This is a genomic window from Pseudomonas sp. NY11955, from assembly GCF_048068035.1.
In the GTDB taxonomy this organism is placed as follows: domain Bacteria; phylum Pseudomonadota; class Gammaproteobacteria; order Pseudomonadales; family Pseudomonadaceae; genus Aquipseudomonas.
Genome location: NZ_JBLUPS010000003.1, coordinates 262,522 through 283,247 on the forward strand (window position 1 = coordinate 262,522; position 20,726 = coordinate 283,247).

A 20,726-nucleotide genomic window follows, 5' to 3' on the forward strand; every position below is an offset into this window, starting at 1 on the left:
GCCAGCGTGTAAGGAAGGGGGTGTTGATGTGCTGCAACAAAAAGGGCCGCTATGCGGCCCTTCGGTCACCTGATCAGTGACGGTGGCGGTGGTGCTTCTTGCTGCCGCGGTTTTCGTCGCCCAGGTGGTTGCCGAGGGCACCACCGGCTGCGCCGCCCAGGCCGGCACCGACGGTCGAACCGGTCTTGCCGCCTACTGCGCCGCCCAGCAGCGAGCCGCCAGCCGAGCCCAGGCCACCGCCGATGGCGGCTTCGGTACGGTTGCCTTTGCGTGCACCGACAGCACTGCCGGCTGCACCGCCAACGCCAGCACCAATGGCCGCGCCGGTCTTGCCGCCAAGCTGTTGACCAACAACGTTGCCCAGGACACCACCCAGGCCGCCGCCAATGGCGGCAGTACCGTCACCGGCGAAAGCGCCCTGGCACAGCAGCAGGCCGAGGGCAAGGGAAGGCAGAGTCAGACGCATGATACGAACCTCAAAGGAATCATCAGGATAAGTTGCCGCGCAACGGGCGGCGGGTCAGGGCTGAAAAGACGCTTCAGCGGTAGTAGCGGTCACCGCGGTATTGCCGATTGTCATCATCGTCATCGTCGCGGTCATGCCGATGGTGGTGGCGATGGTCACGGTCGCGGTCACGCCAGCCATCGTCATCGTCATGGTAGCGATGGCTATGGCAACCTGCGGTCAGCAGGACAACGGCAACCAGCGAAAGGCTTGCAAGACGGGTGATCACGATATAGGTCCTTGATCCGCATAGGTTTACGGGACACCTTCTGAGACTGGGATCGCTCCATTTGGTTTCCCCGGCGGTTAAAAAATTGTGCTGACAGCGATGAGTGGCGTGCTTGCGGGTTGCTGTTCTGTCCCGTTCGGTCATGGCCGAGCGGCTAATGCCCCCCTAAACTGTGGGGTAAGCCGCAGTCAAGACGGCAACCTGCCACACGGTGAATCACGATGATCGCCCACACCCCCACGTTGTTCGCCGCCGTTGCCCTGGTGGCAACCATCCTGGCCTTCTGCTTGCTGCTGGTCGGGCGCAGCAACCGCCGCGACAACCTGATGCTGACGGGCTGCGGGCTGCTGGTGCATGCCTTGGCTTATGTCTGCTACACCGTCTATGCCCAAGCCCCTCTGTGGCTCAGCTATGGCCTGGGCAACAGTCTGCTGTCGCTGGCCCTGGCGTTCTACACGGCCAGTTTGTTCCGGGTACGTGAGCAGGTGGTGCCCTGGCGTGTCATTTTCGTCATACCTGCCGGCATGCTGGTGGGGCTCATGCTGCTGCTCGACACGCTGGAGCCACGCATGCTGCTGGCAACGCTGGTGCTCATGCTGCAGTGCTCGATGATCCTGTATTGGGCGTGGCGCCATGCCGAGCGGCCGGGCAGGGCGCACCTGCTGCTGGAGATCGGTGCGTTGATCAGCCTGGTTGGTTTGGGCATGCGCGTGGTGGCGGTGGCCAATGGCACGGCGGTGGAAATGCGCTACGACACCAGCAACCTCAAACAGAGCATCTCCGTGGCAATCGGCACGGCCACGGTGATGATGTACTCGATCGGCCTGGTACTCATGGCCAAGGAGCGTAGCGAGTCGCGGCTGCAGCACCTGGCCCTGCGCGATGTGCTGACCGGCACCTACAATCGCCGGGCGATCCTCGAACGCTTCGCCGTCGAACTGGACCGTGCGCGCGAGCAAAACGGCAGCCTGGCGGTGGCGATGATCGACATTGACCATTTCAAGCGCATCAACGACCTGTATGGGCACCTGGCCGGCGATGAAGTGTTATGCCATTGCGTGCGCCAATTGCAGCAGCGCCTGCGCCAAGGTGACAGCCTTGGGCGTTACGGCGGCGAGGAGTTTCTGCTGCTGTTGCCCGGTACCGACCGCAGCGGCGCGATGGCCGCCTTGCAAGGGCTGCGCGAGGCCATTGCGCGCAGCCCGGCACGTTTTGCCGGTGACCAGATCGAACTGCGTTTCAGCGTCGGCCTTTGGTGTGGCGTGCCGTGCCCCGGGGACAGCACTGCCAGCTTGCTGGCCCAGGCCGATGCGGCGCTGTACCAGGCCAAGGCCGCCGGGCGCAACACGGTGCACATGGCGGCATTGGTCGAGGCGGGTTGACGGTACGCAAGCATTCACGTGCGCTACCCGGCAGTGCTAGAGTCGCCTTCTTTTTTACCCTGAGGATGGAACATGCGTGCAATTCTGCCGATGGCCGCGGCGCTGATGTTGGTCGGTTGTGCTTCTGCGACCATGGAGACGGCACGCGGCGGCAAGCCGACGGCGCAGCTCGACTCGCACAAGGCGCCAGAACTGGTTGCCCAGTGCATCCAGTTCAGTTGGCAGGAAGAGAAGGTGTTCGGTGACGACGCCAGTGGCTACCTGGAACCGCGCAAACAGGGTGGCTTCACCGTCTATACCCGTGAGGCCGAGGCGTTCGTGGATGTTTACCCGCAGGCGGGTGGCGCGCGGGTGGATTACTACGCGCAGAAGAACGATGGGGTGGCGTTGCAGCGGCGGGCGGCTGCGGCCACCTGTTTGTAACGGCTGGAACCGATCCAGCGGGAGCGGCTTTTACAATTTTTAGCAAGGCAGTGGTGTGCTGAAGGTGCAGGTGACGGCTAGCATGAGCCGCTACCACTCAAGGAAGACACCATGGACCGCTCACAGCAACTCAACCGCGTCAGCTGGGACGAACGCGCCCCGCTGCACGCTGCTTCCAAAGACTACGAAGTCGAACGCCTGGTCCAGCAACCCGGGCACCTGTCTGAAACCGTGCGCTTCGACCTGCCATTGCTCGGCGATATCGACGGGCTCGACGCTGTCCACCTGCAGTGCCACATCGGCACCGATACGCTCTCGCTGGCGCGCCTTGGCGCCAAGGTCTGCGGCCTGGATTATTCCGCAGCGTCGTTGGTCGAGGCACGGGCATTGGCCGAGCGTTGCGCGGTGCCTATCGACTATGTCGAAGCCGACGTCTATGCCGCCGACAAGGTACTGCCGGCAGGTGCGTTCGACCTGGTCTACACCGGCATTGGCGCGCTCTGCTGGCTGCCTCGCATTGAGCCATGGGCACGCACCGTCGCTGCCCTGCTGAAACCGGGCGGGCGGCTGTTCTTGCGCGATGGGCACCCGATGTTGATGGCCGTCAACGAAGACCACCAGGACCGTCTGCAGCTGGAATACCCGTACTTCGAGCACGATGAACCGACGGTGTGGCACAACGACCAGACCTATGTCGAAACTGAGCAACGCCTGGCCCACACCGAAACCCACGAATGGAACCACGGTTTGGGCGAGGTGATTACTGCCTTGATGGCCCACGGCTTGCAGCTGACAGCGCTGGTCGAGCACCAGAGCATCCCCTGGGAGGCGCTGCCGGGGCAGATGGTCAAGGGCGACGACGGTGAGTATCGCTTGCGCGAGCAACCCGCACGCCTGCCCCTGAGCTACACCCTGGTGGCGGTCAAAGCCTGATCAGGACAGGAAGCCACCGTCGACATTGAGCGCGGTGCCGGTGGTGTAGCTGGAGGCATCGCTGGCCAAGTACAGCACCGCGCCGGCCATTTCCTTGGGGTCGGCCACGCGCTTGAGCGGGATTTGCTGCAAGGCGGCGTTGAGGATGGCGTCGTTCTTCACCAGCGCCGAAGCGAACTTGGTGTCGGTCAGGCCAGGCAGCAAGGCGTTGCAGCGAATGCCGAACGGCGCGCATTCCTTGGCGAACACCTTGGTCATGTTGATGACTGCCGCCTTGGTCACCGAATAGATGCCCTGGAACAGCCCAGGCGAAACCCCGTTGATCGACGCCACGTTGATGATGCTGCCGCCGCCGTGTTCGCGCATCAGCTTGCCGGCCTCCACCGACATGAAGAAGTAGCCACGGATGTTCACGTCCACGGTCTTCTGGAATGCACCTGGGTCGGTGTCCAGCACGTTGCAGAACTGCGGGTTGGTGGCTGCGTTGTTGACCAGCACGTCCAGGCGCCCGAATTGTTCGCGAATGCCGGCGAAAACCTGCTGGATCTGCTCCAGTTCACCAATGTGGCAGGCCACTGCCGTGGCCTTGCCGCCGGCGGCGATGATGGCGTCGGCTACCTGTTGGCAGCCGTCGAGCTTGCGGCTGGAGACGATCACATGGGCCCCTTGCTGGGCCAGCAAGTGGGCGATGGCCTCGCCGATGCCTCGGCTGGCGCCGGAAACGAAGGCAATCTTGCCGTCGAGGTCGAACAGGTGGGTCTTGGACATGCTGTTTTCCTTGTTATCCGTCGTCGTGGGCGGTGCTCAAAGGCTGGACTTGGCGATGACCTGTAGGGTCATTTGCTCCAGCAAGCGGTTCATGTGAATGAACTGGGCGAAGCGTTTGTCCTGGGTTTGGCCGTGGTAGAAGCGGTAGTAGATCTGCTGGACGATGCCTGCCAGGCGGAACAGGCCATAGCAATAGTAGTAATCGAAGTTGTCCAGGCGGATGCCGGCGCGCTCGGCGTAGTAATCGACGAACTGGCGGCGGCTGAGCATGCCCGGGGCGTTGCTCGGTTGGCGACGCATCAACTGCACCGGTGCCGGGTCGTCGGCTTCGATCCAGTAGGCCAGGCTGTTGCCCAGGTCCATCAAGGGGTCGCCCAGGGTGGCCATTTCCCAGTCCAGCACGCCAATGATGCGCATGGGGTTGTCGGCGTCCAGGATCACGTTGTCGAAACGGTAGTCGTTGTGCACGATGCTGGGGCGCGGGTGGTCGGCGGGCATTTTATCGCGCAGCCAGGCGGTGACCTGTTCCCAACACGGCGCATCCGGGGTCAGGGCCTTTTCATAGCGGCTGGTCCAGCCCTCGATCTGGCGCTGCACGTAGCCTTCGGGCTTGCCCAGGTCTGCCAGGCCGCAGGCGTTGTAGTCCACCTGGTGCAGCTCGACCAGGCGGTCGATGAAGCTTTTGCACAGGGCTTCGGTACGGCTGGCGTCGAGGTTCAGTTCGGCCGGGAGGTCCGAGCGCAGGATGATGCCCTTGACCCGTTCCATCACATAGAACTCGCCGCCGATCAGGCTGCTGTCGGTACAGTGCACATAGGCCTTGGGGCAGTAGGGGAAGCCACTGTTGAGCTGGTTGAGGATGCGAAATTCGCGGCCCATGTCGTGAGCCGACTTGGCCTTCTGGCCGAACGGTGGTCGGCGCAGTACGAAGTCGCGGCCCGGGTAGCTGACCAGGTAGGTGAGGTTGGAGGCGCCACCAGGGAACTGGCTGATGCTCGGCAGGCCGTCCAGGCCGGCGATGTTGGCCTTGAGGTAAGGGCCGATGACGGCCGCGTCGAGTTCTTCGCCGGGGCGTACCTGGGTGGACTGGTCGGTGAGCGTCATGCGTTTTCCTTATTCTCGATCGCAAGGACTATTGGCTAATCTAATGGCCTGCCGAGGTTGGAACAAGCGTGCCAGGTGCCATATAGGTGAGGGTGTTGCTGGTGGATCACCGCACCGAATGCAGGCAAAAAAAAACCGAAGCCGGTCAGGCTTCGGTTTTCGATCATCCGGTATCCCCAGCCCTCAGGACGGGAACAGCTCGCTGAGCTTCATCGACAGCATCATGTCGCCTTCAACGCGCAGCTTGCCGCCCATGAAGGCCTGCATGCCGTCGGTTTCGCCGCTGACGATGCCCTTCAGGGTTTCGCTGTCCATCACCAGGGTGCAGTTGGCATCCGGGTTCTCGCCTTCCTGCAGGTCGCAGGTGCCGTCCTTGACGATCAGCGCGTATTTCTTGCCTTCGTCGGTGATGTCGAAGCCGAACACCAGGTCCAGGCCGGCGGCAGCGGCTGGGTTGAACTTCTCTTGCATCTTTTTAACGGCATCAGCTACGGAGGTCATGGCGCATTCCTTATAGAGTGATTTACACGTCCCCGCAGGGACACAACAAGCCGGGCCTATCGGTAAGTGACAAGCTCCGGCGCCTTCAACAGCTGCACATGGGCCTGGCTGTTGAAGGAAGCCAGTGCCACGTCGCGGCCGCGGAACTTCAGTTGGCTGAGCGACGTGTTGATGATCTGCCAGTTGAGCGCGAACGCCTGGCTGGGGGTGATACGGGTAACCAGGTGGAGCAGGGCGGCAATGGTACCGCCGGAGGTGAAGATGGCAATATTGTCGCCGCTGCCGGCAGCATCCAGCACACGCTGCAAGCCACCTTGTACGCGGGCAGTGAACGCCTGCCAGGTCTCCAGGCCATCGTCGGCATGTTCGCCATCGTGCCAGCGCTGCACCATCAGCGCGAACAGGCGCTGGAACTCGCTGCGGTGCTGCGCGGCATTGCGCAGAATATGCAGGGCATCGGGCTCTTCTGGCAGCAGGTCGGGCAACAGAGCGCGGATGACGCCGTCGGCATCGAACTCATTGAATGCGGCGTCGGTCTCGACGGCCGGCACCGGGCAGCCATTGGCGTGCAGCGCCCGCAGCGCCAGGCGCGCGGTATCTTGCTGGCGGCGCAGGTCACCCGCCACGCAGCGGTCCAGCCGTATACCCAGCTGGGCCAGGTGCTCACCCAAGGCCTGGCTCTGGCGCACGCCCACGGGCGAGAGGACGTCATAGTCATCGGCACCGAAGGAGGCTTGGCCATGTCGGATCAGGTAGAGGTTGCCCACGTAAGGTTCCGGCCTGTTGGAGGTTGCTGCGAGGTTAGGATGCGGCACTCGGGCTGTCAACGAAAAAACATACAAGCGTTTGAAAAGGTTGTTTGAAAGATGTTGCCAGCGTTTACACCGGCTGGCAGCACTACAGACGCAACGGTATGCTTGCAACAGTTACGCGCCGCATTGGCGCAGGCATTCAAGGAGTCAACGTGGAGTTTCTTGCCGAATACGCAAGCTTTCTCGCTAAAACCGCCACCCTGGTCATCGCCATTCTCGTGGTGCTGTCGGCCATCGCCGGGTTGCGTGGCAAAGGGCGGCGCAAACCGGGTGGGCAGTTGCAGGTCACCCGCCTGAACGAGTTCTACAAGGATTTGCGCGAGCGGCTGGAGTCCGGCCTGCTCGACAAGGCCCAGCTCAAGGCCCTGCGCAAGCAGCAGGCCAAGGCGGAAAAACAGCAGAAGAAGGGCAAGGCCGAGGCCAAGGGCCGGGTGTTCGTGCTGGACTTCGATGGCGACATCAAAGCCTCTGCCACCGAAAGCCTGCGCAACGAAATCACCGCGCTGCTGACCCTCGCCACCCCGCGTGACGAAGTGGTGCTGCGCCTGGAAAGCGGCGGCGGCCTGGTGCACAGCTATGGTTTGGCGGCATCGCAGCTGGCGCGCATTCGCCAGGCGGGCATCCCGCTGACCGTGTGCATTGACAAGGTTGCCGCCAGCGGCGGTTACATGATGGCCTGCATTGGCGAGAAGATCGTCAGCGCCCCGTTCGCCGTACTGGGTTCGATCGGCGTGGTGGCGCAGTTGCCCAACGTCAACCGCTTGCTGAAGAAGCATGACATCGACTTCGAAGTGCTGACTGCCGGCGAGTACAAGCGCACCCTGACCGTGTTTGGCGAAAATACCGAGAAGGGCCGGGAGAAGTTCCAGGAAGACCTGGATATCACCCACCAGCTGTTCAAGGATTTCGTTGCCCGCTATCGCCCGCAGCTGCACATCGACGAAGTGGCCACCGGCGAAGTCTGGCTGGGCGTGGCGGCACTCAACCGCAAGCTGGTAGACGAACTGCAGACCAGCGACGAGTACCTGAGCGAGCGCGCGCGCAATGCCAACCTGTTCCACCTGCACTATGCCGAGCGCAAGAGCTTGCAGGAGCGAATCGGCATGGCTGCCAGCGGCACCGTGGAGAACACAGTGGTGGGCTTGTGGAGTAAACTCGGCCGCCTGCGCTAACACCTTGAACCCGTTGAAATTTTTTTTCGTTCAGGGGGTTGCAAGGTTAAAGGAATGAAGACATAATGGCGCCCATCGAAACGCAGCAAACTTTGAAAAAGGTTCAGCGTTTCAAGGAGATAGCAAAGCGCAAGCAGCTAGATCCGACCTTTGAGGCCGAGTAGCAAAGTGGTTATGCTCCGGATTGCAAATCCGTCTACGCCGGTTCGATTCCGACCTCGGCCTCCACCATTCGAAAGCCCCGCAGATTAACGTCTGCGGGGTTTTTCTTTATGGGTCTGAAAAGGCCAAGAGTTCCGAAACTTTTAGGGTGGAGTTCCGAAACTTCAGCCTTTCGAAGGCTTCGCGATGGCGCCGACGCGACGATAGACCCGCTCAGTAATTCCCTCTTTCGAGTGGCCCAGCAGCAAGCTTGCATCAGTCAGATCGTTGATTTCGGATGCGGCTTTGGGGCGGATGTCCCTGAACTGGAACTGAGCAATTCGGTTTGCAAGTTCGGGCTGCTTATTGCTGATTGCCTTCACCCGCGCTGTCTCCCTGGCGTCCTGCCAGCGGTTTCGTAACATCTCCCACGACAATCGCTTGCCGTTGCTGTTCAGAATGAAGAACGGCGAAAGGTGCTCACTGTTTCGGCGCAGGATGCGCTCCAGCAGAGTACCCAGGCTGTTGTTCACGCCATTCGTCTGCAGCATGATCCGAAGACGCTTCCCTGTCTTGCCTTGGCTCACCAGCAGATAGATCCCCTCAATATCGTCCCTTCGCATTGAAAGCACATCTGCTGGTCGCTGGCCCGTGAGATATGCCAAGTCCATAGCGTCTTTCAATTCTTCCGACGCTTCCTCATACACCGCCTTCCACACCGCTTCGTTGGCGTAATAGTCGCGAGGTTTCTCTTTGTTCTTGCGCACACCCAGGCAAGGGTTATCCCTGGTGGTGAGCCCCCATTCCCTTGCCGTGTTGAAAACATGCGAGAGCAGGGCGATTTCCCTGTTTGCCCTGGTCTTAGCCGACCGCGAATCGCGGTACTGGGCAATCATGGCCGGCGTGATCGCATCGATGGGCGCTGAGTCGAACACGGCGCGCAGCTGCTTGAGCTCGTAGATGTTGTCCTTCTGGGTCCTGGCGGCCTTGCCCGGGATGATCTTGCGCTCGTACTCGTCGAAGATTCCCTTCATCGTCTTCAGCTCGGCAGGTGTGGCCTTGGCTTCAAAGTCGGCCCACTTCAGCTTGGCCTGCACCAGGTCGGTACCGAGTGGGATTTCCTTGCCGGTTTGGTCGCGATAGTAATAGCCGACCCATGTGTTGCCATTCTTCCTGGTGCGCTTTCGCCGGTACATGCCCGGCGGCAGGTCGCGGTTCTCGGTACTTCTGGGTCGCATGTCACTTTACTCGGGAGAAATCAGGGGTCCAGGCTGGCGCCGGGGGCGGGGCTGTGGCGACTGGGACGGTGTCGATCACCACGCCGCTAAGTTTCTGGCGGGCGTATTGGCGGCCCACCAGTGGCCGGCCGCCGCGACTTTCGACAAAGTGCCAACCTTTTTCAGTGAGCCAGCGGCGCTGCCACGCCCGGGGCTTGTAGCCGGTGATCGACACCAACTCTTCGTCCGAAAGGATCTCGGTTTCCATGGGATGGTCTCCACGCCGCCGGTGGCGGCAGAGATAGTGAAAAATGGAATTCAATAGCCACAGTAGGTTGGCGGCTATAGTGCTAGGGAGTTGAAGCTGCCACGACGGAGGCTGGACCGATGAAACCCATGAAGCCGTTCGAGCGATTTGCTCACAGTGGCGTCAAAGAAGATCTCGGGAGGCTAGCCAGAAAGTTCGCTTCGCCGGGTGTCGTTGAGTCTGGAAGCAGCGCTGATGGAGAGCTGACACTGCGCTCCCAGGCTGTGACGGCCTACGTCCGGAAATATCGAATTAAAGAGGGCTGGAGGGTGGTCTTCTGGCGGAGTGGCGGCCCTGAGGAAAAACACTTCCCAGTGTCCGAGCATGAAGTGGTTCGACTGCTTACGATGAATTTCCCCTGAGTGGAGTCCTTGCCCGCGCATGTCGGCGGGCTTGAGTAGTAGAGGGAGGGGTTACTTCGTGATCAGGTTTGCGATCACTGCAATCATCAGTGCTTCGGCTAGCCGTTTCGCCAGGGATTGACCTGAAACTGCCAGTCGCACCGGAAATGAACTCATGAATGGGCAGCGTGGCGGAGTGGCTGGAGCCTGGCGCGGCGTGAGCTCGAGTTCGGCCAGCAAGGCGCGAGAAAGTTTGCCGTCTGGGGAGCTGCGGCCGCGCAAAACGTCGCTGATGGACGCTTGGCTTACACCCAGTTTCCGGGCGAGATCGGATTGGCTGATCCCTTTCTCTCGCATCGCTTTACGTAGCTCTTCGTATCTGGCCGTATGGTTCATCGCGGCCCCCTGTAGATCAGGTAGGCCATGTACATCAGGGGCAGGATCATAGAAGGTGTCCTCCGGCTTCCAGCAGGCTGTCTCGGTCTTTGCGAAGTGCATCATTCTCGGCGGCGAGCTTGCCCAGCAGGCCGTAGCACTCGGCCAGCAGGTTGTTGGCCGCTTCGATAGCTGGGCCTTTGCCGGCCACGCCGCGCTGGCAGGCTTTCATCAGGCCCTGCACGTCGGTTTCTTCAGTAGTCATTGATCAGCTCCTTCGGCACCTGGACGGTATCGCCGAGCTTGGCTTTGACAAGGCCTCGGCAGAAGGCAATGAGCGCAGTTGGGCCGTAGCACCAGAAACCGGTCCTGCCTGGCCCAGAGCTGTAGCGGAAGTTCACGTCCGCCAGGTGGGCCTCGTAGTGCAGCCCGCCGTTGTGCTTGTCGATCAGTGGGCCGCCCTGTTCCCAGTTAGTGGATGGTCGAAACCCGAAGCCTTCGGATGCTCCGCGAATGCTCACGCTGGTGAAGACGCCCCGGGGACTGATAATCGTCAGATGGTTCTCGGCGTCCTGCTTGTAGCCTTCGGCTATGGCCACCGCCCAGTCCAGTGCCGCACCGATTAGGTTCGAAACCCTCACTTCGATCAGGTCGGTCATGGCGTCACCTGCTTTTCGTATCCGGCATCGATCACGGCCTCAATCACGGCCATTGCCGCCGACTGTCCAGGGATATCCTGCTTGAACCGGTCAAGCGTTCTGGCTATGCGGGTATGGGCATTCCTGATCTTGTGCATGCGCTCATCGGCTGCGATTTGCTCAGGCGTGCGGATAGGGCGGAACCTGATGCCGTCAGGATTCATGGATCCTTCAAACTTGCCATCGCCCTTGCTGCTCTCCTGCTCCATGAAGATCATCTTCTCGCCGTAGCAGAGGACTTTACCTTTCAGCCAGTAGCCCCAGGCGTCGTAAGTGCACTCGACTTCAAGGCCAACTGGCGGCAGTCCTTCTCCATTCCACTGCGCACCGGTTACGCGGCGCTCGATAGCCGACCAGGTCGGCTCGTACTCCGGCCAGTCGGCTTCAACCACCACGGCGTCCACGGTGGGAATGTCGTTCAGCCTGATCACGTCGCGAACCCAGCCGAGCTTGTGCTCGCTCAGGTCTTTCACCTTGAAGACGATGTAGCGCTCCTCGCGCTCAAGTTTCTCGCTCACAGTTCATACCTCTCATCAATCCAGCGCCCAGGCGCCAGAGCGGGTGTAGGTTCGGGTTGGGTTTCGTGCGGGGAGAGCTGGCGCTGGTTGTCGGCCTGCAGCTGGCTGTCGGGGATGCAGCTGATGCCGATTCCCATGCCCGCGCTGGCAACCCAGAAGGTAACAGCTCGTTCGCTGTCGTGAATCCGCTCCACGTAGCGCGGTAACGGGTCTGCGCTGGAGCCGGTGGCCAGCAGCAGGAGGCAGAGGGCGAGGCGGGTCATTGATTCACCTGCTTGGCCGCGCGCCGCTGCTCGAGCAGGGCATACACCTCTTCCAGGCCTGCCTCGATTGGCACAACCTCGCGGTCGAAGTAGGCCTGGGCCTGAGCCTCGTTTTCTGGTGGCAGTTCGCCGGGGCCGGCAAGACCATTCCAGATCCACTCCATGCCAGCTTCAGCGCCTCGGCCGTTCTGCCACTCGATCACCGCGGCGCGCATGCCGAGCAGGTATCGACCAAACAATAGGTCCAGTTCCTTGATCCGCGTGACAGCCGCGTCATAGTTGCCGCGTAGGGTTTTGATCTCTTCGATCAAACCAGACACAACAGCAGGATCAGCGAGCACCAGGTAGCGCTCATCGGTTCCCAGCAGGTCGGCGTCTTCGACCATTCCCTTCCAGCCGTGGGAGCGGATCACATCCTCGGCAGCGGCCTTGGCGGCGACATGTAGGGCGTCCAGATCGATGGAGTCGAGAGCAGTTTTTTCTACAGGCACGGTCGTTCCTTGGCCGCCATATCGCGGCAGTGAATATAGGGTGAATTGGGCTTTTGGTGTCATATCAGCCATTTAATGGCCAAAATTTCACCGTCGGTCTAAAACGTGCGCTTTACATATGCGCCGCTTCGATTACCTGCGTTACTGAGTAGAAACAGACGGAGGTGGATATGCGACGACGAGGGCAGGGCTATTGGAATTGGGCGGATCCCCAGCTGCATTGCAGAACCCATGACGAGACGTTAAGCGACGGAACTGTGATCGACGTGCAGGTTCGTTTGTCCCGTACTGGAAATACTCAGATGTTCATCGGTATTTATGACCCCAGCGGAACGGCCGTGCACGAAGAGGCTTTCAACTCTCTTCCAGGCGAGTCGATGTCCAGGGCTCTGGCATCAGGTGTCAGCCAGGCCCGGCGCATTGCCATTGAAGGCAGCCAGGGCGCTGATGTGCTCGCCGCCTCAAAATAAAGGGGAGTGGGGTTACAGTTGGAATGAGTACAAATGTACTCCTTCGGTCATACGGCTTTCAGCAGTGCTTCGATAACGCGCTGGCCGGCCAGCGGCGGTACCGCGTTGCCGGCCATGTGCATCGTCAGCCTGTGACTGTCTGGGCGCAGAGTGTCAGCGGGGAACGACATCGCGGCCAAGGCCTCGCTGGCGCTGAGCATCCGCATGCGGTCGCCGTTGACCAGGGCCCATCGGTCAAGGGTGGTTATGGTGCCGATCGGGCGGTTGATATCGCGCCCGGTGGCGCCGGAGCCTTTGCCGTAGTAGGGCATGATGAACCGCTCGCCGAAGCGCGCCCGGCCATTCCGGACGCGATCGAGGGTTGCCTGGGCTCGGCCTGGCTTCTCGATCTGCGACCAGCGCCCGGCGTCGAAGTCGAGGAAACTGGCGGCCGGCACATGCCGCTCGCTCGGCAGTTGCAGCATGAGCGGCGCCTTGCTGCGCGTCAGCACCATGAACAGGCGCACCCGATGCTGCGGTACGCCGAGGTCGGCGCAATCCACGATGTGAGGCGCCGCCTGGTATCCCAGCGCCTGTATCGCTTGCAGCCAGGCCGGATACAGCACCCAGTCGGTGAACTCGGGCACGTTCTCAATCACCGCCGCCTGTGGCCGGTGGAACTCAAGGGCCGATACCGGCGCCCAGGCTGTCGAGCGCGAAGCGTCGTGCTCAGGGTTTCCCGATTTCTTGCCGCGTGCCTTAGCGTGGCCCTGGCAGCAGGGCGAGGCAAGCAAGATGTCGTGCGCCGGCACCTGCTCCCAGCGGGCCTGGTGCAAGTCCTGGCAGACGTGCTGCGTGTCTGGGTGGTTGGCGCTGTGCCATTCAACGGCCACCGGCCAGTGGTTTGCCGCCCAGAGAACCTGGACGCCTGCGGCGCGCGCGCCGGTGCTCCATCCGCCTAGGCCGGCGAACAGGTCGATTGCTGTTGTCATGGTGATTTCCGTGTCAGGCGACTTTGGGAATTTCAGGCTTCCAGTCCGCCCAGCCAATAACGGGCATCTTGGTCTTGGGGCTGATGATCGTGCGACCCTTTTCGTCGAGGAGTGCCGCCTTGGAGCGGATTCGCAGGTCTCGACATGGGCCTGCCCGCTTTGCCAGCTCAATGAACTGCTGGGCATGCTGCGGAGTATCGAATAGGGCGCTGAGCTGCTTCACTTTCTCGCCGGCCATAATGGTGTCGGCGTTGTGCTGAACAGCCTCCGTCCACTCAGCGAGCGTAAGCTCTAGGGGGGGGCACCCAGCCTTTCCGCTGGGCCTGGTGTTCTTTGTCTGTTTCCTGGCATCGGCAAGTGCCGCGCTCGCGGTCATGCCGAACACTGCGAATGTGCTCATGGTGATCTCCAGGCAGGCGCCGCCCTCGCCGGGGAGGCGTTATCGTTGAATAGGGGAAGGCGCTGGCGGGCAGCGCCGGAGGCAACAACTTCTAAAAAGGTTTTTTTTGGTAACGCGTTCTGGAGTACAAAGAGATTCCGGCATGGGGCCGGGCCTTATGGAGTTTTCTATGACCGACGATTTGAAGCTGGCAGTGGACCGACCTCGCGGCGTGCGTTGGAATGGGCCGAAAGGACAGAAGGGTTTCTTGCAGTTCAAATGGCCCGATGACGGTTCGAACCCTATTCCCCGTGGTATACGAATTGAGGTTGAAGCTAAGGATGGCCGCACAGGCACCCATGAAGACAGCGAGGTGTGTGCGTCTTATGAGGCATGCCGTGATCGAGGCATACGAGTTATGCAGCAGATGATGCGTGAGATTGATCCTGACTAACGCGGTGCTTCTATCTCATCACCTGGATCCCGTCTGATTTCGGCCATACTTGCCGCTTCGAACTGGCGCGCTAGTTTCGGTGAGATGTAAAAAGCTGGCGCGTCAGGTCGTTCGAGGCGACGCGCCCGCTCTTCAGGATCTTGGGCTATCCACGATAAGGCCAGATCCTGCCAGAGTTCCTGTACCTGGTCGTAGCCGTAGCGCTCGATCTCGGCAGCCATGGCGGCCTTGATCCCCTCCGGCATGTTGAAGAACACCTTCTCGATTCCCAGCTTCTTCGCCTGGGCCTTCTGCCGGGCCCGGTAGTCCGCAGAGTGTTTCGCGACACCGGTCTTTTGCTCGGTCATCGCAGGTACCTCCCAAGCCGCTGGGCGGCAGATTGATGTGCTGCTGGCGCCGGCCGTGCCGGACGCGCGCGGTGATGCGTTTCAAGCGGAAAGCTCCATGTCTCGGTCATGCCAGCCGGCAAGCCACCAGCCGCAGTCCACGGTCATCCAGCCGTATGGCTGGGCATCGCGTGACTGGCTGTTGTCTCGGCAGGCTCGCCCGAGGTAGTACGCGGTGGGGTGGGGCGGTTGATGGCGCATGGTTACGCCCCCGTGAGGTGGTGCGCTGGCGCGAAGGGAATGTCGTCATCGAAGCTATCCGGCGGGGCCGACTGCTGGCTCTGCTGCTGGGATGCCTGCCGGCGTTGCTGCGGCTGACGATCGGGCGCTTGACCGGGCTGCTGGCCCTGCGGCTTTCCGCCGAGCAACTGCATAGTGCCGCGCATGTCGACGTGCACCTCAGTCGTGTAGCGCTTGATGCCGTCCTTCTCCCACTCGCGGGTTTGCAGCTTGCCCTCGATGTAGAGCTGGGTCCCCTTGCGGGCGTACTCCCCGGCGATCTCCGCCACTTTCCCGAACATCACCACGCGGTGCCATTCGGTGCGCTCGACCTTCTGGCCCGACTGCTTGTCGGTCCACTGCTCACTCGTGGCCAGGCTGATGTTGGTCACGGCCTGTCCGTTTGGCATGTAGCGCACGTCTGGGTCCTGGCCAACTGCGCCGACCAGGATGACCTTGTTTACCCCGCGACTCATGACGAGAACGCTCCGGCCATGACGATCAGCACCAGTGCCCACAGCGCAGCCCAGCGGGTGCGCACGTCATCTGGCGGGCTGACTTTCAGCACCGGTACCGACTTTGCGTTCACGGCGCGCTCTAGGCTTTCGGCATAGGTCACTGCGTCGAAGTAGCGACGGCGCTGTCCGTACAGCCGGTTGTCGTCGGAGCCGACGATGGCCCAGCTGTTGTTCTCGCCCTGCTGGACGAAGAAGCGGGAATTGCTGCGGAACTCGGCGGCTGCGGCTTCGGCCTGCTGCTGCACTTGGGCGTATTGCACACGGCTGTTACGGATGGCTGCGTTCATGGGATGGTCCTTGTTGGTCAGGCATGGAGTTCCAAGGCTTCTGCCTTGCGAACGATTCGAACTTGGGCGGTGCGGCGCTCAGGAGCGCGGCGGTCGCGGCGCATGGGGTCGCTGTCGTTGATCACCGCGTGCATGGCCATGAGGGCAACGAGCGCGATGCAGAGCGGGCTGATGATCTGGCGGCGCATGGCTTCGGCCACGGCTGCCGCCCGGCGGGCAACGCCCAGCTTCAACATGGCGTCGCCGATACGCTTCTCGACACCGCTTTCGCTGATGCCGAAGTGCCTGGCGATTTCCTTGGTGGTGAAGCCCTGGGCGACATCGAGGATGCATTGCAATTCGCGAGGCGCCAGGCCTCGGCCAAGATGGCCTATCCATGCGCCGATAGTGATCGTGTCCATGATTTGCTCTTGCGGGTGGCTGCATTGGTCGTGACGCTCGCTGCCGTCTACCTCCCGGACCAAGGGGAGGGCGAACGCCACGACCGATGCAGCCTAGTGATGGGGAACCAGGTAGATCGGGCAGTTTTCGTCAGGCTGACGCGGTGCTACTGCTGGGTGCGCAGTTCGTTGCGTGGCACCCATCCGCTACTGGTCTTCACCATGCAGCCGACAAATGCGGCGTAGCGGGTGTCGCGCTCGGTCTGGTGGCCGTACCAGGCGCAAGTGCCGTAATCGACTCCCCGCATGACCAGCCACACCACGGCGACGGCCATGATTGCGAAGGATCCGATGCGGATCACAGATAGTCCTTGAGGCTGAGGCCCATCAGCTTCGCCGACTTCTCAAGGACGGCCATTTCCTTGTCGTCGATGTCGCCAGATGCCTCGGCGATGGTCAGCATGACGTTGATGACGATGGCCGCTTCTTCCGGGGAGTGAGCCAGGTCTTTCAGTTCCTTCTCGGCGTTCATCCGCAGGATGCGGTGGCCGCCGTCGTGGAAGTCTTTCTCGGCCCGGTCCATGGTGTTGGACAGCTCCGGACCGAAGCCTTTGAGCTGAGGTGTGTTGGCGATCAGCTTTTCGGTCTTCTTGATTTCGTCTTCGCCGATATCGCCATCCGCGGCTGCGACGTAGAAGGCGCCGTACACTATCGCCTGCATCAGGTCGCGGTTCTGAACCACCTGCATTGCAGCGCGGGCTTCACGACCTTTCTTGCCGAACAGTTTTCCAAGCATGGGGTGTTGCTCCGTGGGGTTGATTTCCCGTCTGGCCCTGTCGCCAAGGCCAGCCAGTGAAATCTGTGTTGCTCAGCAAACCTGCGGGCCGACATGTCGAGCGAGGAAGCTTGCTGTGTTGCGTGACGTCCACCAGAACTCAATCGCCGGTTGAACTCGGCGCCTGGTGGCTCATCTGCTGGTTTTTAAAGAGCGGTGGCTTGTCTGCCTGCAGCCCCTTGTAGCGACTGCTTGAGGCAAATTTAGAAAACTAAACAGATGGCGTCAAGAAGTATTTTAGAAATCTAAACAGGATGGACGAACGGATATTCCCGGTGAGACCGCAAAGTCAAGACTTCCGGCTTTGTAGGAGATCAGCTAGTCTTGCGTAGTCCCTGTATGGATATACAGTTATTGGAGGATCGGATGGCAAAGCCCCAGAAGCAGCAGGAAAAAGTGGTTATGTCGGGCGTGGAGCGCCTGGGTCTTCGGGTTTCATCGATGATCAATCATCCTGCCGCCCAACAACAAAGGTGGGTGACCATTCACCGGCTAGATACTGATGGGGACAGGGAGTGGGAGGAGGTGATGGGGATCCTCAAGGAGACTGACGGGATCGAAATGGAATTTAACGAGGAGGATGTCTCTGTGACGCTGCGCTGGGAGGCATTCTCGGACGAGGATCCTCAAGCAGAAACCCAGGATGAATTCGTGGCTTTAGAGGAGTCGGCGCCGTTCTGACGGTACGAAAAAGCCCGCTAATACGCGGGCTTCTTTGCGGTGAGTATTACGCTTTTTTTGCGTTCCAGATCAGTAGCACCTTGGCATGCACTGTGACGTCATCGATGCGAGCCGTCTGGTTCTCATAGTGCTGGTTGTCAGAGATCAGCCGAAAATGGTCCTCATCCAACCGCATCATGCGCTTGATGTACAGCTCTTGGTGCCAGGTGATTACGTAGATCCCTTCGCCTATAAACTCGTTGATTCCTCGGTCAACAATGACAAGGTCCTTGTCATTGATGGTCCCCTCCATGCTCTGACCCCATCCCGTTATCATCGCCAATGCTGTAGGCGAGGTGTACGTAACGCCCTTCTCCCGCAAAATTTCTTCACGCACGACGAGGTTTCGCACGGCCTCGCTGTAATCAGCAGGCACTTGCCCGTGGCCCATTGCCGCTCGTACGTCGTACTGAGGAATTAGGATTTCTTCCTGGGTCGGCTTTAGGCTGGAGTAGGCAGAGGGAAGGTATTCTTGCCCTCGATCTGGGCTGTCCGCTTCGGCAGCAGCGGCAAGCATGACTTCGCGTGCTTTCTCCGAAAGGTTCTTTCCAGCCTTAGAGGCAAGCATCTGCGCCACCAGTTCGGCAGTGCTGGATGCCGCGCCTGAAGAAGCATTCTCGTCAGTTGGCCGACCGGTACCGTCAGAAAGCCATTCCGCTGAGCACTCAAGTGCTTTTGCCAGGGCGAGAAGGTTTTTGCCCTTGGCGCCGTTCGTTCCGTTAATCCAGAAGCTCACGGTTGCCTTGGACACGCCAGACAATTTGCTGAGGTCGGTTGAGCTCAGGTTGAGCTCCCTCATGCGCGCGATGACGCGGTCTTTGAATTCCATATTTAGGATTCTAAACCTTTGAGTGTTTAGATAACTTGCCTTGTATTGTTAAGAACTCTAAACTCGCCGAAGACCTCGGAGAGACATCAATGACCTTTGACGAAGCCCTGAAACATTTCCGCACCGGCCGCGCCATCGGTGACGCTCTCGGCGTGTCCAGTAGCCGGGTCTCCCAGTGCCGTTCGGCTGGCGGCTTCTCTTATCCGATGCAGTGCGTTCTGGAGAAGGAGTCAGGCGGAGTGCTTGTTGCGCAGCGGCAAGACGTTCCTGGCATATCCCCGGTGAAAGGTGCCGATTGACGAGGTGGATTTTGATTCATCTGGCCTTGCGCCAGTAGTGGGGCCGTCCTGCTGTTTAGGCATCCAGTAGCCGAATAGCAGACGAAAAAAAACCGCCTGGCAGGGCGGCTTTCTCTACAGCATTAGAACGGGTTAAAGCATGACAAACATCGTCCCACTTGACAAGTCCAGGGGGTTCACCCGGATGGACAACCAGCTCATGGATGGCCTGCTGGCTATCGATCTCCCGGCCCGGGAGATGAAGATTGTGCTGTACGTGGCCAAGGCCACCATCAACTTTGGTGCGGGTGCTCAGCGCATCCCGGCCACCGACATCGCGAAAGCCATCCACGCTCACCCTGACACCGTATCCAAGGCGATCTCGAGCCTGCTGCGTCGTCGCGTGCTGTTCCGAGAGGGCGGTGCCCGAGGCGACATCGGTGTGAATGACCCGAAAGACTGGGTCTACGTTATTGAGCCGAAACAGACCAAAACAGCCGACTCGGCTCAAGTGGTCCGAATCGGCGAAGAGTCGAAACAGACCAAAACCGCCGACTCCCTTCTTTATTCTAAGAATCTAACCCCCTATGTATTTCTTCCTTCGGAAGAAAATACATGCCCCCCCAGCGATGAGCAGCCGACCCCGGCCAAAGCTGACCGCAAGGCGCCGTTCGGGAAGGCCGCCATGCTGGCCGACAACCCTCACGGCCTGGACGAGTCGCTGATCGCTGACTACCTGACGGTTCGCAAGGCCGCCAAGGCCCCAGTGACCGCCCGAATCTGGGCCGGGCTGAACGTCAAGCTGGAGCAGTGCAAGGCTTTCGGCGTCCAGCCAGCCCAGGCACTGGAAGTGGCCGTCGAGAACGGCTGGCGCGGCTTCGAAGTTGAATGGGTCACCAAGCGCATCGGCGCCCAGTTGCCGACCCAGGCCAAACCTCACAGCCGTCACCACGGCTTCAACGAACGCGACTACACCGCCGGCCTGTCCGAGCGTGAGGACGGCACTTATGCGATCTGAATCGGTGATCACCATGTCCGAGGTGAAAAACGCCGCTGGTTTTCGTATCCAGCCAGCGGACTGTGAGCATCACGGTGCCTTCGAGCAGCGGGTGACCATGCTCATGGGGCGCGAGATTGTTGGTCGCTGCCCTGAATGCGAGAAGGCCGCGATTTCCGAGCGTCAGGCCAAGCAGCAGGCTGAGGAAACCCGCCTGAAGCGCGAGGCCATGACCCGCAAGCTGGGGGCGGCGCTGATCCCGAAGCGTTTCGCCGAGCGCACCCTGGCCAACTACCGCGTCGAGCACGAAGGCCAGCGCAAGGCCCTGGCCTACTGCACGCGCTACGTGGCCGCGTTCGAGGAGATCGAGCGCACCGGGCGTTGCCTGATGCTGCTGGGCAAGGTCGGCACCGGCAAGACCCACCTGGGTGCCGGCATGGCCAACGAGCTGATGCGCAACACCTCGGCCACCGCCGTCTACCGCACGGTGGGCGCGATCCTGCAGTCCATCCGCGCGACCTACGACCGCCACAGCGAGCAGTCCGAGGCCGACATCCTGTCCAGCCTGATCGAGCCATCGCTGCTGGTGCTGGACGAGGTCGGCGTCAGCAAGGAGCAGCCGAGCGAGTTCGAGCTGACCACCCTGTTTTCGATCATCAACGGGCGCTACGAGCAGATGCGCCCCACGGTGGTGATTTCCAACCTGGAGCCAGCCCAGCTGCGCCACGCCATGGGCGAGCGGTGTTACGACCGACTGCGCGAGGGCGGCGGGGTGGTGGTGCCCTTCGAGTGGGAATCGCACCGTGGCAAGGAGGAGTTCTGA

At 60.9% G+C, this 20,726-nt stretch carries 35 protein-coding genes and 1 tRNA gene; 12 read left to right on the forward strand and 24 right to left on the reverse strand.

Going from position 1 to position 20,726, the window contains the following annotated elements:
* Positions 1-73 precede the first annotated feature (73 nt).
* Entirely contained in the window at positions 74-466 is a 393-nt protein-coding gene (locus ACNFBR_RS06970) for a glycine zipper domain-containing protein (protein ID WP_012273171.1), read from the reverse strand.
* 73 nt (positions 467-539) lie between these two features.
* On the reverse strand, positions 540-731 hold the full coding sequence (locus ACNFBR_RS06975; RefSeq protein ID WP_016711445.1) for a hypothetical protein: 192 nt from the start codon (positions 729-731) through the stop codon (positions 540-542).
* A 224-nt stretch (positions 732-955) separates the two neighbouring features.
* Here ACNFBR_RS06975 and ACNFBR_RS06980 point away from each other — a divergent pair, with 224 nt between their 5' ends.
* From ACNFBR_RS06980 to ACNFBR_RS06990, 3 genes are all read left to right on the forward strand, one after another.
* Positions 956-2,116: a GGDEF domain-containing protein gene (locus ACNFBR_RS06980; protein WP_416734224.1), complete on the forward strand. Its 1,161-nt coding sequence runs from the start codon at positions 956-958 to the stop codon at positions 2,114-2,116.
* Positions 2,117-2,188: 72 nt separating this feature from the next.
* Entirely contained in the window at positions 2,189-2,539 is a 351-nt protein-coding gene (locus tag ACNFBR_RS06985) for a hypothetical protein (RefSeq protein WP_016498900.1), read from the forward strand.
* 111 nt (positions 2,540-2,650) lie between these two features.
* Positions 2,651-3,472, forward strand: a complete 822-nt coding sequence (locus ACNFBR_RS06990; protein ID WP_416734225.1) for a class I SAM-dependent methyltransferase — start codon at positions 2,651-2,653, stop codon at positions 3,470-3,472.
* Here ACNFBR_RS06990 and ACNFBR_RS06995 read toward each other — a convergent pair whose 3' ends face one another.
* The 4 genes from ACNFBR_RS06995 to ACNFBR_RS07010 all read right to left on the reverse strand — a co-directional run bounded on the left by ACNFBR_RS06995 (position 3,473) and on the right by ACNFBR_RS07010 (position 6,612).
* Positions 3,473-4,240, reverse strand: a complete 768-nt coding sequence (locus ACNFBR_RS06995; protein ID WP_416734226.1) for an SDR family oxidoreductase — start codon at positions 4,238-4,240, stop codon at positions 3,473-3,475.
* A gap of 36 nt (positions 4,241-4,276) precedes the next feature.
* The gene (locus ACNFBR_RS07000; RefSeq protein ID WP_416734227.1) at positions 4,277-5,344 is read right to left on the reverse strand and encodes a phosphotransferase family protein; all 1,068 of its coding nucleotides are present in this window, start codon (positions 5,342-5,344) and stop codon (positions 4,277-4,279) included.
* 183 nt (positions 5,345-5,527) lie between these two features.
* A complete protein-coding gene (locus ACNFBR_RS07005; protein WP_012273165.1) occupies positions 5,528-5,845 on the reverse strand; it encodes an SCP2 sterol-binding domain-containing protein in 318 nt (105 codons plus the stop codon).
* Between the two features lie 56 nt (positions 5,846-5,901).
* Positions 5,902-6,612, reverse strand: a complete 711-nt coding sequence (locus ACNFBR_RS07010; protein ID WP_416734228.1) for a histidine phosphatase family protein — start codon at positions 6,610-6,612, stop codon at positions 5,902-5,904.
* A gap of 197 nt (positions 6,613-6,809) precedes the next feature.
* Here ACNFBR_RS07010 and sohB point away from each other — a divergent pair, with 197 nt between their 5' ends.
* Together sohB and ACNFBR_RS07020 are read left to right on the forward strand one after the other, a co-directional pair.
* Positions 6,810-7,829: a protease SohB gene (sohB, locus tag ACNFBR_RS07015; RefSeq protein WP_416734229.1), complete on the forward strand. Its 1,020-nt coding sequence runs from the start codon at positions 6,810-6,812 to the stop codon at positions 7,827-7,829.
* 154 nt (positions 7,830-7,983) lie between these two features.
* Positions 7,984-8,057: transfer RNA gene (locus tag ACNFBR_RS07020), tRNA-Cys, on the forward strand.
* A 98-nt stretch (positions 8,058-8,155) separates the two neighbouring features.
* Here ACNFBR_RS07020 and ACNFBR_RS07025 read toward each other — a convergent pair.
* Together ACNFBR_RS07025 and ACNFBR_RS07030 are read right to left on the reverse strand one after the other, a co-directional pair.
* Positions 8,156-9,208 (reverse strand): tyrosine-type recombinase/integrase, encoded by a 1,053-nt coding sequence (locus tag ACNFBR_RS07025; protein WP_416734230.1) that lies wholly within the window; start codon positions 9,206-9,208, stop codon positions 8,156-8,158.
* Between the two features lies 1 nt (position 9,209).
* The gene (locus tag ACNFBR_RS07030) at positions 9,210-9,455 is read right to left on the reverse strand and encodes a DUF4224 domain-containing protein (protein ID WP_416734231.1); all 246 of its coding nucleotides are present in this window, start codon (positions 9,453-9,455) and stop codon (positions 9,210-9,212) included.
* A gap of 119 nt (positions 9,456-9,574) precedes the next feature.
* Here ACNFBR_RS07030 and ACNFBR_RS07035 point away from each other — a divergent pair, with 119 nt between their 5' ends.
* A complete protein-coding gene (locus ACNFBR_RS07035; protein ID WP_416734232.1) occupies positions 9,575-9,856 on the forward strand; it encodes a hypothetical protein in 282 nt (93 codons plus the stop codon).
* Between the two features lie 51 nt (positions 9,857-9,907).
* Here the strand turns inward: ACNFBR_RS07035 and ACNFBR_RS07040 are convergent, their stop codons facing one another.
* Genes ACNFBR_RS07040 through ACNFBR_RS07065 form a run of 6 tightly spaced genes read right to left on the reverse strand, consistent with a single transcriptional unit; the run spans position 9,908 to position 12,252 of the window.
* Entirely contained in the window at positions 9,908-10,231 is a 324-nt protein-coding gene (locus tag ACNFBR_RS07040; RefSeq protein WP_416734233.1) for a helix-turn-helix domain-containing protein, read from the reverse strand.
* Positions 10,232-10,277: 46 nt separating this feature from the next.
* Positions 10,278-10,475: a hypothetical protein gene (locus tag ACNFBR_RS07045; protein ID WP_416734234.1), complete on the reverse strand. Its 198-nt coding sequence runs from the start codon at positions 10,473-10,475 to the stop codon at positions 10,278-10,280.
* Positions 10,465-10,869, reverse strand: a complete 405-nt coding sequence (locus tag ACNFBR_RS07050; protein WP_416734235.1) for a phage protein NinX family protein — start codon at positions 10,867-10,869, stop codon at positions 10,465-10,467. Before ACNFBR_RS07050 ends, ACNFBR_RS07045 begins: the two co-directional genes overlap by 11 nt.
* Entirely contained in the window at positions 10,866-11,426 is a 561-nt protein-coding gene (locus ACNFBR_RS07055) for a hypothetical protein (RefSeq protein ID WP_416734236.1), read from the reverse strand. Before ACNFBR_RS07055 ends, ACNFBR_RS07050 begins: the two co-directional genes overlap by 4 nt.
* On the reverse strand, positions 11,423-11,689 hold the full coding sequence (locus ACNFBR_RS07060; RefSeq protein ID WP_416734237.1) for a hypothetical protein: 267 nt from the start codon (positions 11,687-11,689) through the stop codon (positions 11,423-11,425). The genes ACNFBR_RS07055 and ACNFBR_RS07060 overlap by 4 nt, the downstream gene beginning before the upstream one ends.
* Positions 11,686-12,252, reverse strand: a complete 567-nt coding sequence (locus tag ACNFBR_RS07065; RefSeq protein ID WP_416734238.1) for a hypothetical protein — start codon at positions 12,250-12,252, stop codon at positions 11,686-11,688. Before ACNFBR_RS07065 ends, ACNFBR_RS07060 begins: the two co-directional genes overlap by 4 nt.
* Before the next feature lie 98 nt (positions 12,253-12,350).
* On the opposite strand from ACNFBR_RS07065, the gene ACNFBR_RS07070 reads away from it, so the two are divergent.
* Complete coding sequence (locus ACNFBR_RS07070; protein ID WP_416734239.1) at positions 12,351-12,650, forward strand: hypothetical protein; 300 nt, start codon at positions 12,351-12,353, stop codon at positions 12,648-12,650.
* Between the two features lie 47 nt (positions 12,651-12,697).
* On the opposite strand, the gene ACNFBR_RS07075 is transcribed toward ACNFBR_RS07070, so the two are convergent.
* Both ACNFBR_RS07075 and ACNFBR_RS07080 read right to left on the reverse strand, forming a co-directional pair.
* Positions 12,698-13,621: a DNA cytosine methyltransferase gene (locus ACNFBR_RS07075; RefSeq protein ID WP_416734240.1), complete on the reverse strand. Its 924-nt coding sequence runs from the start codon at positions 13,619-13,621 to the stop codon at positions 12,698-12,700.
* A gap of 13 nt (positions 13,622-13,634) precedes the next feature.
* The gene (locus ACNFBR_RS07080) at positions 13,635-14,021 is read right to left on the reverse strand and encodes a hypothetical protein (RefSeq protein ID WP_416734241.1); all 387 of its coding nucleotides are present in this window, start codon (positions 14,019-14,021) and stop codon (positions 13,635-13,637) included.
* A 169-nt stretch (positions 14,022-14,190) separates the two neighbouring features.
* On the opposite strand from ACNFBR_RS07080, the gene ACNFBR_RS07085 reads away from it, so the two are divergent.
* A complete protein-coding gene (locus tag ACNFBR_RS07085) occupies positions 14,191-14,454 on the forward strand; it encodes a hypothetical protein (protein WP_416734242.1) in 264 nt (87 codons plus the stop codon).
* Here ACNFBR_RS07085 and ACNFBR_RS07090 read toward each other — a convergent pair.
* The 7 genes from ACNFBR_RS07090 to ACNFBR_RS07120 all read right to left on the reverse strand — a co-directional run bounded on the left by ACNFBR_RS07090 (position 14,451) and on the right by ACNFBR_RS07120 (position 17,040).
* A complete protein-coding gene (locus ACNFBR_RS07090) occupies positions 14,451-14,801 on the reverse strand; it encodes a hypothetical protein (RefSeq protein WP_416734243.1) in 351 nt (116 codons plus the stop codon). The genes ACNFBR_RS07085 and ACNFBR_RS07090 overlap by 4 nt on opposite strands.
* A gap of 81 nt (positions 14,802-14,882) precedes the next feature.
* Positions 14,883-15,041: a hypothetical protein gene (locus ACNFBR_RS07095; RefSeq protein ID WP_416734244.1), complete on the reverse strand. Its 159-nt coding sequence runs from the start codon at positions 15,039-15,041 to the stop codon at positions 14,883-14,885.
* Positions 15,042-15,043: 2 nt separating this feature from the next.
* On the reverse strand, positions 15,044-15,535 hold the full coding sequence (ssb, locus tag ACNFBR_RS07100) for a single-stranded DNA-binding protein (protein ID WP_416734245.1): 492 nt from the start codon (positions 15,533-15,535) through the stop codon (positions 15,044-15,046).
* Entirely contained in the window at positions 15,532-15,864 is a 333-nt protein-coding gene (locus ACNFBR_RS07105; RefSeq protein WP_416734246.1) for a hypothetical protein, read from the reverse strand. Before ACNFBR_RS07105 ends, ssb begins: the two co-directional genes overlap by 4 nt.
* 17 nt (positions 15,865-15,881) lie before the next feature.
* Complete coding sequence (locus tag ACNFBR_RS07110; protein WP_416734247.1) at positions 15,882-16,265, reverse strand: LuxR C-terminal-related transcriptional regulator; 384 nt, start codon at positions 16,263-16,265, stop codon at positions 15,882-15,884.
* 146 nt (positions 16,266-16,411) lie between these two features.
* The gene (locus ACNFBR_RS07115) at positions 16,412-16,606 is read right to left on the reverse strand and encodes a hypothetical protein (protein WP_416734248.1); all 195 of its coding nucleotides are present in this window, start codon (positions 16,604-16,606) and stop codon (positions 16,412-16,414) included.
* Entirely contained in the window at positions 16,603-17,040 is a 438-nt protein-coding gene (locus ACNFBR_RS07120) for a tellurite resistance TerB family protein (protein ID WP_008099709.1), read from the reverse strand. Before ACNFBR_RS07120 ends, ACNFBR_RS07115 begins: the two co-directional genes overlap by 4 nt.
* 405 nt (positions 17,041-17,445) lie before the next feature.
* Here ACNFBR_RS07120 and ACNFBR_RS07125 point away from each other — a divergent pair, with 405 nt between their 5' ends.
* Entirely contained in the window at positions 17,446-17,760 is a 315-nt protein-coding gene (locus ACNFBR_RS07125) for a DUF1654 domain-containing protein (RefSeq protein WP_416734249.1), read from the forward strand.
* A gap of 46 nt (positions 17,761-17,806) precedes the next feature.
* Here the strand turns inward: ACNFBR_RS07125 and ACNFBR_RS07130 are convergent, their stop codons facing one another.
* Entirely contained in the window at positions 17,807-18,628 is an 822-nt protein-coding gene (locus ACNFBR_RS07130) for a S24 family peptidase (protein WP_416734250.1), read from the reverse strand.
* A gap of 89 nt (positions 18,629-18,717) precedes the next feature.
* Between ACNFBR_RS07130 and ACNFBR_RS07135 the strand changes: the two genes are divergently transcribed.
* The 3 genes from ACNFBR_RS07135 (at position 18,718) to ACNFBR_RS07145 (ending at position 20,726) form a co-directional block, all read left to right on the forward strand.
* Entirely contained in the window at positions 18,718-18,927 is a 210-nt protein-coding gene (locus ACNFBR_RS07135) for a hypothetical protein (RefSeq protein ID WP_416734251.1), read from the forward strand.
* Positions 18,928-19,066: 139 nt separating this feature from the next.
* A complete protein-coding gene (locus ACNFBR_RS07140; RefSeq protein WP_416734252.1) occupies positions 19,067-19,924 on the forward strand; it encodes a replication protein in 858 nt (285 codons plus the stop codon).
* Entirely contained in the window at positions 19,914-20,726 is an 813-nt protein-coding gene (locus tag ACNFBR_RS07145) for an ATP-binding protein (protein WP_416734253.1), read from the forward strand. The genes ACNFBR_RS07140 and ACNFBR_RS07145 overlap by 11 nt, the downstream gene beginning before the upstream one ends.

Excerpts from the sequence above, each read along its gene's own strand:
- ACNFBR_RS06970 (WP_012273171.1), bottom strand. The coding sequence starts at position 466 with ATGCGTCTGACTCTGCCTTCCCTTGCCCTCGGCCTGCTGCTGTGCCAG.
- ACNFBR_RS06980 (WP_416734224.1), top strand. The coding sequence starts at position 956 with ATGATCGCCCACACCCCCACGTTGTTCGCCGCCGTTGCCCTGGTGGCA.
- ACNFBR_RS06985 (WP_016498900.1), top strand. The coding sequence starts at position 2,189 with ATGCGTGCAATTCTGCCGATGGCCGCGGCGCTGATGTTGGTCGGTTGT.
- ACNFBR_RS06990 (WP_416734225.1), top strand. The coding sequence starts at position 2,651 with ATGGACCGCTCACAGCAACTCAACCGCGTCAGCTGGGACGAACGCGCC.
- ACNFBR_RS06995 (WP_416734226.1), bottom strand. The coding sequence starts at position 4,240 with ATGTCCAAGACCCACCTGTTCGACCTCGACGGCAAGATTGCCTTCGTT.
- ACNFBR_RS07000 (WP_416734227.1), bottom strand. The coding sequence starts at position 5,344 with ATGACGCTCACCGACCAGTCCACCCAGGTACGCCCCGGCGAAGAACTC.
- ACNFBR_RS07005 (WP_012273165.1), bottom strand. The coding sequence starts at position 5,845 with ATGACCTCCGTAGCTGATGCCGTTAAAAAGATGCAAGAGAAGTTCAAC.
- ACNFBR_RS07025 (WP_416734230.1), bottom strand. The coding sequence starts at position 9,208 with ATGCGACCCAGAAGTACCGAGAACCGCGACCTGCCGCCGGGCATGTAC.
- ACNFBR_RS07030 (WP_416734231.1), bottom strand. The coding sequence starts at position 9,455 with ATGGAAACCGAGATCCTTTCGGACGAAGAGTTGGTGTCGATCACCGGC.
- ACNFBR_RS07035 (WP_416734232.1), top strand. The coding sequence starts at position 9,575 with ATGAAACCCATGAAGCCGTTCGAGCGATTTGCTCACAGTGGCGTCAAA.
- ACNFBR_RS07040 (WP_416734233.1), bottom strand. The coding sequence starts at position 10,231 with ATGAACCATACGGCCAGATACGAAGAGCTACGTAAAGCGATGCGAGAG.
- ACNFBR_RS07045 (WP_416734234.1), bottom strand. The coding sequence starts at position 10,475 with ATGACTACTGAAGAAACCGACGTGCAGGGCCTGATGAAAGCCTGCCAG.
- ACNFBR_RS07050 (WP_416734235.1), bottom strand. The coding sequence starts at position 10,869 with ATGACCGACCTGATCGAAGTGAGGGTTTCGAACCTAATCGGTGCGGCA.
- ACNFBR_RS07060 (WP_416734237.1), bottom strand. The coding sequence starts at position 11,689 with ATGACCCGCCTCGCCCTCTGCCTCCTGCTGCTGGCCACCGGCTCCAGC.
- ACNFBR_RS07065 (WP_416734238.1), bottom strand. The coding sequence starts at position 12,252 with ATGGCTGATATGACACCAAAAGCCCAATTCACCCTATATTCACTGCCG.
- ACNFBR_RS07070 (WP_416734239.1), top strand. The coding sequence starts at position 12,351 with ATGCGACGACGAGGGCAGGGCTATTGGAATTGGGCGGATCCCCAGCTG.
- ACNFBR_RS07075 (WP_416734240.1), bottom strand. The coding sequence starts at position 13,621 with ATGACAACAGCAATCGACCTGTTCGCCGGCCTAGGCGGATGGAGCACC.
- ACNFBR_RS07080 (WP_416734241.1), bottom strand. The coding sequence starts at position 14,021 with ATGAGCACATTCGCAGTGTTCGGCATGACCGCGAGCGCGGCACTTGCC.
- ACNFBR_RS07085 (WP_416734242.1), top strand. The coding sequence starts at position 14,191 with ATGACCGACGATTTGAAGCTGGCAGTGGACCGACCTCGCGGCGTGCGT.
- ACNFBR_RS07090 (WP_416734243.1), bottom strand. The coding sequence starts at position 14,801 with ATGACCGAGCAAAAGACCGGTGTCGCGAAACACTCTGCGGACTACCGG.
- ACNFBR_RS07095 (WP_416734244.1), bottom strand. The coding sequence starts at position 15,041 with ATGCGCCATCAACCGCCCCACCCCACCGCGTACTACCTCGGGCGAGCC.
- ssb (WP_416734245.1), bottom strand. The coding sequence starts at position 15,535 with ATGAGTCGCGGGGTAAACAAGGTCATCCTGGTCGGCGCAGTTGGCCAG.
- ACNFBR_RS07105 (WP_416734246.1), bottom strand. The coding sequence starts at position 15,864 with ATGAACGCAGCCATCCGTAACAGCCGTGTGCAATACGCCCAAGTGCAG.
- ACNFBR_RS07110 (WP_416734247.1), bottom strand. The coding sequence starts at position 16,265 with ATGGACACGATCACTATCGGCGCATGGATAGGCCATCTTGGCCGAGGC.
- ACNFBR_RS07120 (WP_008099709.1), bottom strand. The coding sequence starts at position 17,040 with ATGCTTGGAAAACTGTTCGGCAAGAAAGGTCGTGAAGCCCGCGCTGCA.
- ACNFBR_RS07125 (WP_416734249.1), top strand. The coding sequence starts at position 17,446 with ATGGCAAAGCCCCAGAAGCAGCAGGAAAAAGTGGTTATGTCGGGCGTG.
- ACNFBR_RS07130 (WP_416734250.1), bottom strand. The coding sequence starts at position 18,628 with ATGGAATTCAAAGACCGCGTCATCGCGCGCATGAGGGAGCTCAACCTG.
- ACNFBR_RS07135 (WP_416734251.1), top strand. The coding sequence starts at position 18,718 with ATGACCTTTGACGAAGCCCTGAAACATTTCCGCACCGGCCGCGCCATC.
- ACNFBR_RS07140 (WP_416734252.1), top strand. The coding sequence starts at position 19,067 with ATGACAAACATCGTCCCACTTGACAAGTCCAGGGGGTTCACCCGGATG.
- ACNFBR_RS07145 (WP_416734253.1), top strand. The coding sequence starts at position 19,914 with ATGCGATCTGAATCGGTGATCACCATGTCCGAGGTGAAAAACGCCGCT.